This is a genomic window from Bacteroides thetaiotaomicron VPI-5482, from assembly GCF_000011065.1.
Taxonomy (GTDB): Bacteria; Bacteroidota; Bacteroidia; order Bacteroidales; family Bacteroidaceae; genus Bacteroides; species Bacteroides thetaiotaomicron.
Map to the genome: position 1 here is coordinate 5,477,833 of NC_004663.1, position 12,533 is coordinate 5,490,365.

At 40.7% G+C, this 12,533-nt stretch carries 7 protein-coding genes; all 7 read left to right on the forward strand.

The genetic code is table 11. The features are described 5' to 3' along the window. The first annotated feature begins 5 nt into the window (after nt 1-5). From BT_RS21015 to BT_RS21045, 7 genes are read left to right on the forward strand one after another with little or no spacing between them, the layout of a single operon-like run. Nucleotides 6-1,592 (forward strand): RagB/SusD family nutrient uptake outer membrane protein, encoded by a 1,587-nt coding sequence (locus BT_RS21015; RefSeq protein ID WP_032840505.1) that lies wholly within the window; start codon nt 6-8, stop codon nt 1,590-1,592. Between the two features lie 8 nt (nt 1,593-1,600). Next, on the forward strand, nt 1,601-3,346 hold the full coding sequence (locus BT_RS21020; RefSeq protein WP_011109149.1) for a DUF5108 domain-containing protein: 1,746 nt from the start codon (nt 1,601-1,603) through the stop codon (nt 3,344-3,346). 5 nt (nt 3,347-3,351) lie between these two features. Beyond that, the gene (locus BT_RS21025; RefSeq protein WP_008764384.1) at nt 3,352-5,094 is read left to right on the forward strand and encodes a hypothetical protein; all 1,743 of its coding nucleotides are present in this window, start codon (nt 3,352-3,354) and stop codon (nt 5,092-5,094) included. 16 nt (nt 5,095-5,110) lie between these two features. Further along, nucleotides 5,111-8,263 carry a SusC/RagA family TonB-linked outer membrane protein gene (locus tag BT_RS21030; RefSeq protein ID WP_008764385.1) on the forward strand — a complete coding sequence of 1,051 codons (3,153 nt, stop codon included), beginning with the start codon at nt 5,111-5,113 and terminating at the stop codon, nt 8,261-8,263. A gap of 5 nt (nt 8,264-8,268) precedes the next feature. Further along, nucleotides 8,269-10,020 carry a hypothetical protein gene (locus tag BT_RS21035; protein ID WP_008764386.1) on the forward strand — a complete coding sequence of 584 codons (1,752 nt, stop codon included), beginning with the start codon at nt 8,269-8,271 and terminating at the stop codon, nt 10,018-10,020. 32 nt (nt 10,021-10,052) lie between these two features. After that, the gene (locus BT_RS21040) at nt 10,053-11,660 is read left to right on the forward strand and encodes a rhamnogalacturonan lyase (RefSeq protein WP_008764387.1); all 1,608 of its coding nucleotides are present in this window, start codon (nt 10,053-10,055) and stop codon (nt 11,658-11,660) included. Nucleotides 11,661-11,681: 21 nt separating this feature from the next. Beyond that, nucleotides 11,682-12,335, forward strand: a complete 654-nt coding sequence (locus BT_RS21045) for a hypothetical protein (RefSeq protein WP_008764388.1) — start codon at nt 11,682-11,684, stop codon at nt 12,333-12,335. Nucleotides 12,336-12,533 lie beyond the last annotated feature (198 nt).

Genomic DNA, 12,533 nt, shown 5'->3' on the forward strand with positions numbered 1-12,533 from the left:
ACAAAATGAAGAAATTATTAATATACATAGCAATGGCCGGAGCAACTTTGCTGACTTCCAGTTGTAATGATTGGCTAGACGTACTGCCTAAGAACGAACAGGTATCTCCGGAATACTGGAAAACAAAAGAGCAGGTGGAAGAGGTACTAGCACAAGGATATCAAAACATGCGTCTGACGGTTCCTACATTAATTTATTGGGGCGAACTTCGCGGGGCATCCATTTATGCTTATTCAGGTAAATCGAAACAGGAATTACAGAATTTTCAGTTGAATTCTTCATCCGGCGAATGCAAATGGGGAGGTTTCTATTCTATATTGAATGTGGCGAACTCCATAATTAAATATGCACCGGAAGTAAAGAGGCAGGATGAAACATATCATGAGGCAGTAATGAATTCAAATATGGCGGAAGCATATTTTATGCGCGCTTGGACATACTTTACGCTGGTACGTAACTTTAAAGAAGTGCCGTTGATTCTGGAACCCTATATGACAGACGAGTATGCTGTCGATATACCCAAATCTTCGGAAGAGACGATTATCGCACAAATCAAGCTGGATATCGAGAATGCACTTTCCACAGGAGCAGCTAAAGAAATGTATGATGATGAAGACTGGACCGGCATGAGTAAAGGACGCGTCACTGTATGGGCACTGTATGCATTGATGGCAGACGTGTGTTTGTGGAGCGAAGATTACGATGGTTGTGTAAGATATGCAGATATGCTGATTAATTCAACTTCCGCTTTCCGTCCGGCATTTGTGGAAGACCCCGAACAATGGTACAATATCTTCTTCCCGGGCAACAGCAACGGTTCTATATTTGAACTAAACTTTGATCAGTCACGCAATCAATCTCCTGACGATGATGCTACAGCGAGTACATATCCTTCGCCATCTAACGTTTATCCTTGGACACAATCGACAGTTGCCAGTCTTCAATTCTCGAACGCAATGTGTAAGCGTTTGTTTGACGAACAAACTGATCAATGGGTGACTTCCAACACTGTTCGTGGCTATGGCAATACGTTTGTTCTTTCTTCGGGAACCGTTATTGGTAACTCCAATACAGAAGGCTATCTTCCCTTTAAGTTCAGAATCGGCGGAAAGGATGGATTGTCTACGACTCGTTCTTATAAAGATGCCAACTGGATTCTCTATCGCATGGCAGATGTATTGCTGATGAAAGCTGAGGCATTGATCTGGAAAGGCGGCGAAGCAAATTTCGCACAAGCTTTGGAACTTATCAATAAAATACGTACCCGTGCCAACGTCACTACATTAAGTGTTCAGACGAATGCTGTATCACAAGAAAATATGCTCGGATACTTGTTGCAGGAACGTGATCTTGAATTTGCTGCGGAAGGAAAACGCTGGTATGATCTTTTACGCTTCGGCAGGTCACAGAACTTTAAATATAAAGATCAGTTTATCAATATGATCATTGAGAACAATTCTACGGTTAGCGCCAGTTGGATACGTTCGGTACTGAAGAATACCGATGCTTGGTATTTGCCTATTAGTCAGGGTGAGATCGACAGTAACCCGAATTTAATACAGAATCCTTATTATGATGTAACTGCAAATTAATATATACTATGAAGAATATTGTAAGATTTTGCTTAATGATTTTGTGCATCACTTGTTATTCCTGTGATGATCCGTACAAGGATACGGTATTTAAAGTATATGATGTACAACCTGCGGCAACCTATCTCCAGAACCGTCCTGACGATTTCTCCGAATGGGTGAAAGTGTTGAAATATGGAGATTTGTTCAACGCTGTAAATCGTGCAGAGGATGCTTTCACTGTGTTGGCACCTACTAACGATGCAGTTCTCCGCTTTTATGAAAAGAAGGGAGTCACTTCTATCGAAGATTTGGGATATGAATATGCCCGCACTCTTGTTACATATCATGTCATCAATGACTCCATTGATCGGGAGGATTTTGTGAAAAGCGGTGAACTGCCTGGCAGAACACTTTCGGGAGATGCATTGAAAGTATCTTTCGGTAACGAAGGTGGCGATAAATCTGTTTACATTAACAAAGAAGCTCATGTTAGCGAATTAGCTATACGCACAGCCAATGGGCGTATATATGTGCTTGATGATGTGTTGAGTCCGGCAGTAGAGACTATCTACGCACGTCTTTCAGACAAGGGTAATTATAAGATATTCTGTGAAGCGTTGGAGAAAACAGCATGGAGCGATTCGCTGAGTGTTGTGAATTCCGTACTCGAAGGTCCGTTAGGCATGAGAGTAGAATTGCGTAAATATTTCACAGTATTTGCCGTATCCGATGCTGTATTTGCACAGGAAGGTATCACCAGCTTTAGTGCTTTGGCTGCCAAGGTTGGAGCATTGACCGACGATTATGAACTTCCCAATAATGAGTTGAACAGGTTTATAGCTTACCATATAATGGATGGAGAACATACTCTTGAATCTCTTCGCACATTCTCCAAACCTTTTGACAGAGAAACATGGGAATATAGAAAGATGTTGAATACCAGAGCTACAAACGACTTGATCTTGATTTCTGAAAACGGATTAAATAATGGAGTTAAATTCATAGAGGAACAAGCTGACGAGATTGTGAAAAACGGATATATCCAACCAATTGACGGATATCTGCCAGTGAAAACCGATTTTGAACCAATACCTGTTATTTTTGATTTCTGTGATTATCCCGAAGTATCTTCATACATTGCTGCTAAAGGAAAAGGACAACTTTATCAGCAGGTTTCACGTGACGATGATGATACGTACACTGCATTAACGAAATTCATCGGCAGACAAGAGATCGTTCCACAAGTTTCATCCTACAAAATAGAAATGGGACCTAGCGGTACGTTGGCAAGCGACTGGAGTTATTTGTCATATTGCACCAAAGGTGCTAACACTTCGGGCAACTGGACTAAGTTGATGAACAATGATGCCTTGGTGGTCAATATAGGATACAACGGTACATTAGATTTGACTATTCCTCCCATTTTAGCCGGAAAGTATAGAATTACTTTGTATTACGCATACGATCCGTCTATGAAGTTTATCGGTGAAAGAGGAGAAGGGAGTCAAGCTGGTTTGACCAATTTTAGATTAGATTCTAAACGACTGGCAGGTGGTGATAACAAACGTATTTACGATGGAAAGACGGGAGATGTACAAGATTGTTTCAATACACCGTTAACATCCAATTTGAGCGGAGAGGAAACTGCGTTTGAATTTACAACGACTGCTTCTCACACATTGAATGTAGTTGTGGTAGATCCTGCAGCCAGCTCGCATAATAAATTCCGTATGTATTTTGATTATATATTGTTTGAACCTGTAATAGAATAACAACCATGAAGAAAATTAGATATATCATAGCATCAGCTTTGGTTTCGATTGGACTCTGCGCCTGTACGGATACTTGGGATTCGCATTATTCCAAGTGGGAAACGGTGATTGACAACACGGAGATTCAAGCGGTGGATGAGCCGGCAGCCGACTTTTTAAAAACTGCTCAGGATTATAGTAAAATGTATGAACTGTTTGATAAAACAGGCGTGATTAAAACTTGGCAGGAGAAAAACCTGATGTATACTATTATGGTGGTGGGTAATGAATCTACCGCTAATGCCAACCAACCTGTTACAAAAGCAGAAGGTAGCGAAGGACAAGCAACCGCTGAAGAGATATTTAAGGCGGAAGCACACATTACTGATGCTCTTCTTTCACCCAGTAATCTGGAAGATGGACAGCGTCTGTTGATGTGGAACGGTAAGTATGTGACTGTAAGAATCTACGATGAGCCTGTGGATGGCATGGAACCGGGAATTTATTTCAATGGTTCGAAGGTGAAAAAGGTGATTAAAACTAACAATGCCTACATTTATGATTTGGAAGATTATATCAATACTCCTAAGGCATTAATGGAATATCTGAAAGATTTGCCGGATGAAGAATACTCTATTTTTAAGGAAATGGTATTGAGCCGTACACAAAGAGTATTTGATAAAGCTGCAAGTACACCTATAGGAATTGATAAAACAGGAAATACGGTATATGACTCTGTATTCACAGAAAAGAGTCAGTATTTTGCAGATAAGAAGTTAGATCTTTATTCAGAGAACATTACCGCTACATTGCTGGTACCATCTAATGACTTGATAGAAAATGCGTTGAAAGAAGCAAAAGAGAAGTTGAAATCGTGGAATATGGAACGTGAAGACTCTATTTTGAACAACTGGATATTCCAGACAGCTTTCTTTAGTAAAAAGTATGTAAAACAAGACTTTATTTATAATGAGAGTGATCCGGCTTCAACGCAGGACTTCTATTCTGTTTTTGATCAACAATGGCGTACAACAGTTAATAAGGTAGATCTTGATAATCCGGTAGAGTTGAGTAACGGCGTTGCTTACAAGATAACTTCATTGAAAATACCGACCAACAAGATATTGATTTGGAGAATCAAGGAACGTTTTGAGACGTTTGACCAATTGACGGATGAAGATAAAAAGTACTATTATCCCGGATATAATTACATCAGTACTTATCTGAAAGATATCGGCGAGAATGTGCAAATGAATCGTGTAAAACAATATGTAGGTGCCAATCAGCCCAAACCGTGGCTACCGGCTGTTTATTGTAAATCTATGATGTTGTGGGTTGTGGATACCGACAGACCAGGTATTTTTAAGTTCAAATGCTATCGACTGGTTGAAGACAAGGCTTCTACTACAGGCTTTACGGCTGTGCCTTATAAAATACCTGCCGGACCATACAATTTCTATATGGGATTCAACGGCTCTCGTTCGCAAGTAAATGCAACCTTTTATTTGAATGGCAAGAAGATTCCTAAATGTGAAAGCGGCCCTATTCCATCCTCTACCATGAAAGGTTCCAATCATGACCGTAGTGGCGGTGGATATAGCGAACTTTACAAAGATAGCAGGTACGACCGTGACGGATCTACGGATCTTGGGGTTGTCATATTTGACAAAACGGAAGAACTTGAAGTAACGATTGAATTTACGAAAGGTGCAAAAAGTGACATGGAACCCACCACTTGGTGTTTCCGTCCAACAGTAGATTTGTATTAACCTTGATAAACAGGATATGAAAAAGATAAAAAGAATACTTAGTATTTCTGCGCTACTCGTATGTGGGGTGGCAAATACATGGGGACAAGGAGGCCAGAAACTAACAGGTAAGATTTTGTCAGCGACAAATCAGCCGGTTGAAGGCGCCATTGTCACAGTACTGGATACGATGAATGTAACTACAAACAAAGAAGGTGCATTCCAGTTTGAAGTGAAGGATCTTTCTAAAGCTGGCGAGATTTCTGTATGGGCTCCGGGGTATTTCTCCGTGAAACAGCTAATCAGAGAACGTTCGAATATTGTGATTACTTTGATTCCGGAAAATCAATATAAATATAATGAGACTATGATTCTCCCCTTCCGTCGGGAAGGGGAAATGCAGTTGGAGGACTATACGGCTGCTACTAATATCGCTAAGAAAGATTTTATGCCGGGAACTACGAAGATTGATCGCGCATTGACAGGACAAGTTGCCGGTTTACAAGTGAAACGCAGTAGTGGTATGCCGGGAGAAGGCAGTTATTATAACTTGCGAGGGATCCGCACATTGACTGGTGATAACGCTCCTTTGATTGTGATAAACGGTGTGCCCCACATGCCCGATAAAACACCTTCGGCACTGATTGATGGCTTTACACGCGATATCTTCCAGTTTTATCATTTGCAGGATATACAGAATATCACTATATTGAAAGGTGCTGAGGCGGCCATGTATGGTTCAATGGGCTCCAATGGTGTAATCTTGATCGAAACAGACGGTACGGCATCCAATGACTTGGAGACGCGAGTAAGCTATTATGGATCATACGGAATCAACTGGAATGATAAGCGGATGCCGGTGATGGGACTGGATGACTACAAACAGTATCTGGCAGATATGGGAATGACTATTTCTAAGGACCCGCAGAACTTTTATAACAATTTTCCTTTCATGCAGAATCCGAACGATCCACGTTACAACTATCTGTATAACAATAATACAGATTGGCAGGATTTGATTTACAAGAACACCGCTTCCACCGATCATCTTTTTAGAGTAGAAGGTGGTGATAATATTGCTAAGTACGACCTATCATTAGGGTATTACCGCGAGAATGGCCTGATGGATAACACAAGTATGGAACGTTTTCATACATTATTGAATGCTAATGTATTGGTCAATAAACAACTGAATATTTTTGCAACGGTAGGTTTGGCTTATATGAACGGACATTATCAGATGCAGGGCATGGATATTACGACGAATCCTATATTGGCAGCTTACGCAAGATCTCCTTTCCTGAGTCCATATGAAAAAGACCGCGAGGGAAATACGTTAAAGACTTACGCATCGCATTTCTATGGACGGAGCAAGAGCCGAGATTACAGTGTCAGCAATCCTTTAGCTATCGTTAACACGTTGGATTCTCGCAATCGCCAATATGATCTGAATATGAAAGCCGGTATCGCATACAACCCTTTCCGTGAACTGACACTGACCGGAACAGTAGGTCTGTATTATAATTACGATAACGAACATCTCTTTATCCCCGGAGCAAGCGAAGCCACTATAGTGCCGCTAAGCGATAAATATGGTTTGCGAAATAATGCGGTAAGCGACGGAGTAGCTGTAACAACAAACTTTTTCGCCAACTTGAATGCAAGTTATAAGAAAACATTCAATTATGTTCATCAGTTGAATGCAATAGCCGGATGGCAGTTGATGACTACTAAAAACGAATATGATGCAGGAGAAGGGCGCAACACTGGCAATGACTTTTACCAGACATTAGGCAGCACGATTGACGGAAGACGCTTCTTGGGTTATATCAATAGCTGGAACTGGACAAACTTTTACGGACACGCCGACTATACTTACAATAATATGGTACAGGCATCTGTGAATATAGCTGTTGATGCAGCTTCTTCTACCGGTACGGATGTAGCTCGTTTCTATACATATCCGTCAGTAGGAGTAACCTTGCTGGGAAAAGGATGGAAACCGCTTCTTGATGCTACATGGCTCAATAAGTTGAATGTACGTGCCGAATACGGACTGACAGGTAACTCACGCTTCTCTTCACAGATGGGTGGATACTATTATTCTACAGTGCCTTACATGCAGTTGTCAACCATCGTTCGTTCTAATATTCCGAACGTATCATTGAAACCGGAGAAGAATGCTTCTTTGAATCTCGGATTGGATTTGTCTGTATTAAACAATCGCCTGAACGTATCTTTTGATTATTACAACAATCAAATCAGCGATATGATCTCAGCCATGCCTCTTTCATCCGTTTATGGATCGGTTCCTTATTATGCGAATGTAGGTAAGTTGGAGAATACAGGTATAGAGTTGTCAGTGCAGGCTTCATTGGTGCGCACTCGTAATTTCGAGTGGATCGTAGGTGGAAACATCACTCGCTCCAGAGATAAGATCAAGTCATTGGGTGGTGAAGAACAAATTGTGTTGAGTTACGATAATGGTGTGCAGATGGTCAACCGTGTGGGAGAATCTCCTTACCAATTCTACGGTTATCAGGCTGACGGAGTATATTCCACACAAGCTGAAGCTGACGCTGCAAATCTCAGTAACCGTACCGGACGTCGTTATAATGCCGGAGATGTACGTTTTGTAGATCAGAATGGCGATAACCGTATTGACGATAAAGACCGTATTCTTCTTGGCAGTGCTGCTCCCTCGTACTTTGGAGGTTTCTATACACAATTGAAATATAAAGGATTTGCTCTTTCTGCAGAGTTCTCATATTCAAAAGACAACATCGCATACAATGCTGTCAGACAACAATTGGAGGCTGTGTCTACTACCAACAACCAAAGTATTGCAGCCGTAAACCGTTGGACAGTAGAAGGACAGAAGACCGATATGCCGAAGGCAACATGGAAAGATCCTGTGGGCAACAGCTATTTCTCTTCTCGCTGGATGGAAGATGCATCTTACCTGAGAATGAAGAATGTGACATTAAGCTATACTTTCTCTAAAACACTTTGGAATTTCTTCCGTTCGGGAACAATATATGTGACAGGCGAGAACCTGTTGACCTTCACCGATTATTTGGGAATGGACCCTGAATTCTCTTATTCTTATGCTGAGAATATGCAAGGTTTTGATAATGCAAAGCTAATGCAACCCAAAACAGTGAAAATGGGCGTTAATTTAAAATTCTAATGAAAATGAAAAAGTTTAAGATAGAAATAATACTTATGGGGGTGTTGGCGATGATATTCGCTTCGTGTAGTGACTTCTTTGAGCCAAACAATGATACGACCTTGAATGGTGACAGATATATCAAGGAAGGCAGCGAGCTTTATTCCGGTTTTCTGGGTATCATCACAAAGATACAAGCTATCGGAGACAAAGCTATTTATCTGACCGATATGCGTGGAGAGCTGTTGGAACCTACCGAAAATACACCGGCAGACCTTTACAGCATCTATAATTATGATGATGATTTGAGCGGTAACACATACGCTGACCCTGCTAAGTATTATGATGTAATTATTGCTTGCAATGATTATTTGCAGAAAGCAAAAGAATACAGGGATACACATGTTACTACCGTAGATGACGATGATTATAGAGGTCTGATTAGTAGTACGGTGAGATTGAAAACATGGACTTATCTCATGTTGGCAAAGATATATGGACAAGCTATATGGTTCGACGATCCGATGCAAAGCATGAAAGATATCGTCAGCCAGACTCCTAAGAACCTGAGTGAGCTTGTCGATGAATGCGACAAACTGTTGAATACAGGCTTTGATGGAATAAACGGTACATACAATATGTCATGGAATGAGTGGCTTGATCCAGCTAACGGAGCTACTTCCACAAACGATGAATATAAAAGATGGAATATGATGGTTCCCGGATACTTCGTATTACAGGCAGAAATCGCACTTTGGAAAGGGGATTATCAGAAAGCGGCTACAACGATTCTTGGAGAAATGAGCAGAACTTTTGCGTTGGCTGAGTATCAAGGAAATGTTGCTAATATCAAGTATATGCGTTCGGGAAGTTACGGTAGCAATTACGGTCAGCAATATGATTCTGAGATGCCGGTGTTGACAGCAGCTGAATCTGTTATTATGTATGATTACAAATACAATCAGCAGAATTCGTTATTGAATCATTTCGACCGTAGCGGAAGCTATATGATGCGTGCTTCTGTGCCAGGATCAAAACGTTTTGAAGATATTACTTTCAATCCGTCTGCCGATGCAACGGCTATTAAAACATCTGATGCGCGTTTCAGAGCCATTCAGGAAATCGAAAAAGATGTGGAATATGCGATACGCAAATACCGTGGATTTAGAAAGAGCGGACATTCTGTTGCTCATGACGATACATATATAATGATTTATCACACTTCTGATCTTTATTTCATGGCGATTGAAGCGCTGAATAATATGGGACGTTTTGAGCCGGTATCCGTCTTGATGAATACTGGTGTGGATCCCTTCTACGGAGCCGGTGTAGTATTGGGCGAACAATGGCAAGGACTGAATTGCAACTGGGGATTGTGGACAACACTTTATGCGGGATTCCGCCGCACGTATGCCGATAACGGTGTTCGCGGTATTTTAGGACTTGGCAAGCGCGATATGTGGCAGACCCCGGAAGACATCAAAGAGGAGATTGTAGCAGAACAAAAATTAGACGGTTTGAGTGACGAGGACAAGATCAAAAAGCATAATGATATTGAATTGGTGAAAGAAGCCTTCTTGGAATTCCCTTGTGAAGGAAAAACTTATCCGCTTATGATTCGTGTGGCAAAACGTTGGAATGACTATTCATTCATAGCAGATTTTGTCGGGCAGAAATATGAATCCGATCAGGCTAAACAAGCAGAAGTAAAAGCCAAGATTATGAATGGTGCTTATTTCGTACCTTGGGACTTGCAAGGTAAGTCTTCTTCTCATTAAATAGCATGTTTTTCAATCAAAAAAAGATAATTATGAAAGATATAACAAAAATAACGTACTTACTTTTGGGACTGATGTTATCAGTCCCTCTAGCCGCACAAAAGACATATTATATGGATCCTGAGGGAAGTGATTCTAATCCGGGAACTTCAGATAAACCTTTTGCCACTTTAGTAAAAGTGCAGGAAGTGGTAGTTGCGGGAGATGTAGTTTATATCAATCCGGGAACATATGTGGTTCCCGCCAATCAAGTGCCGATGACAACTACCAATAGCGGACTTTATCATTGTGTATTTCATATGAATAAAAGTGGTGAAGCAGGTAAACCTATTTCTTATTTGGCTAATCCGAATAAACAGGGGAGGCCCATTTTTGATCTTTCGCAGGTAAAACCGAAAGATCAGCGTATTACGGTGTTTTATGTTACAGGTTCCAATCTTTATCTAAAGGGATTTGATGTCATCGGTACGCAAGTGACTATTACCGGTCATACGCAATCAGAGTGTTTCCGTATTGTAAAAGGAGCCAATAATAACAAATTTGAAGATTTGAGAACGCATGATGGTATGGCAATTGGTTTCTATTTGCTTGGAGGAAGCAATAATCACATCTTGAACTGTGATGCTTACAACAATTATGATTCGGTTTCCGAAGGTGGTAAGGGGGGCAATGTTGATGGTTTTGGCGGTCACATTAACTCATCTTCAGTTGGCGAAGGCAAAGGCACGGGAAATGTGTTTGAAGGATGTCGCGCATGGTACAATAGTGATGATGGTTTCGATTTGATCAATTGCTTCGAGGCTGTGAAGATAATTAATTGTTGGTCTTTCTTGAATGGGTATAAACCCGGAACCAAAGAAGTTGCTGGTGACGGTACCGGTTTTAAAGCCGGAGGCTATGGAATGGCTGCCGACAAACTGCCTGCCATACCCAGTGTGATCCCTCAACATGAGGTACGGAATAGTTTGGCTTATTACAATAGATTGAGAGGATTTTATGCCAATCATCATTTAGGTGGAATTATATTTGAGAGCAATACGGCTGTCAATAGCGGAGAAAACTATAATATGACAAACCGTGAGTCACCTCTGGCGCTTCCTCCGACTGATGTCAACGGATATGATCATATGGTTAAGAACAACTTATCATTGGTTACAAGATCGGGTAGTAAGCATATTGTAATGGTGAACAGGGCGAAGAGCGAAGTATCCAACAATTCGTTTGATGGTAGCGAGGAAGTGATAGAAACCGATTTTATTAGTTTGGAAGAAGCGGAATTGATGAGAGACCGCAAGCCTAACGGAGATTTGCCTGATGTTAATTTCGGAAAGCTGACTACTGATGCGGAATTACGTTTTTGGGGAATGGGATGTTTTGCTACAGGTGAACCTACTGATCTTGATTTTGGTTGGTTGAAGAAGCCGACAATTGTTGTAGTTGGAAGTAAAGCCAGTGTAGTGGGACCCGAAGCTGCATCGTTCACGAAGATGTATGTGATTGTAGATGGCGAAGAAACGACGGAGTTTGATAAGAACTCAATAGACTTGTCTGATTTTAGCGGCGTGCTTGAAGTGAAGGCAGTCATTGAAGATGCAAACGGAAACATTACAAAATCTATTGCGCTTAAATTTAAAAGATAAAACGGATAAACTTAGAATAATATGAAACAGTTTATTAATATTTATATAATATCTTTTGTCTTGATATTATCTCAACTCAGCCTCTTTTCGTCTTGCAAAGACGAAGATACGGTTGCTGAACTGAAGCTTGATCGTACAGCTATTCAAATCAAAGAAGGAAGTGAAGGTATACTAAAGATTGAAAGCGGAAGCGGTGGATACCAGTTTTCTTTTTCTGAAGAAGGTTATGCTACCGCCAAGTATCGTGAAAATCTGATATACATTCAGGGAGTGAAATACGGCAAAGTCGTCTTGAATGTAACAGATTTGGAAGGACACAGCGTATCACTTGATGTAGTGGTTGTATCAAGTGTATTGAGCACCGATAATCAGCGTTTTGTATGGGGAAACATGATTGAATTAAATAAAGCCAATAATTGGAGTTTGTTCACCGACGTCAATAGTGTTGCTATTACCAACGTAATGGAAGGAAGACAATATGTGTTATCCTGCGACGGTGATTTGTCGGTTGGTGTGAAGTCGAATGCCACGTTAGAGATCTTGAGTAGTAAAACCGGAGCTGAACCGGAGATCGTTCAACTGGCTGGAATGGAAGTGTTGCAAATAAAAGATGGCCTTTGTTCCATAGTCTTTAGTACGGCAGACCGTATGGGTGAGCTTGTGTTTCAAAAATAGATATATACGCTGAAGATAAATGAATCGATCTGATATCAAGTTAGGCTTGGTTATCAGATCGTTTTTTTTGTATTTGTCACTTTTAATACAATCAATGATATTGCTGTTTGCTGGAAGAAGACCGTTTGTTGAACAAATATCCATTTAAATGAATGATATTCTATTTATCATTCGGGTGGTATTTTCTAATTTTGTGAT

Coding starts and splice junctions, on each gene's coding strand:
- BT_RS21040 (WP_008764387.1), top strand. CDS start 10,053: ATGAAAGATATAACAAAAATAACGTACTTACTTTTGGGACTGATGTTA.
- BT_RS21020 (WP_011109149.1), top strand. CDS start 1,601: ATGAAGAATATTGTAAGATTTTGCTTAATGATTTTGTGCATCACTTGT.
- BT_RS21025 (WP_008764384.1), top strand. CDS start 3,352: ATGAAGAAAATTAGATATATCATAGCATCAGCTTTGGTTTCGATTGGA.
- BT_RS21035 (WP_008764386.1), top strand. CDS start 8,269: ATGAAAAAGTTTAAGATAGAAATAATACTTATGGGGGTGTTGGCGATG.
- BT_RS21015 (WP_032840505.1), top strand. CDS start 6: ATGAAGAAATTATTAATATACATAGCAATGGCCGGAGCAACTTTGCTG.
- BT_RS21030 (WP_008764385.1), top strand. CDS start 5,111: ATGAAAAAGATAAAAAGAATACTTAGTATTTCTGCGCTACTCGTATGT.
- BT_RS21045 (WP_008764388.1), top strand. CDS start 11,682: ATGAAACAGTTTATTAATATTTATATAATATCTTTTGTCTTGATATTA.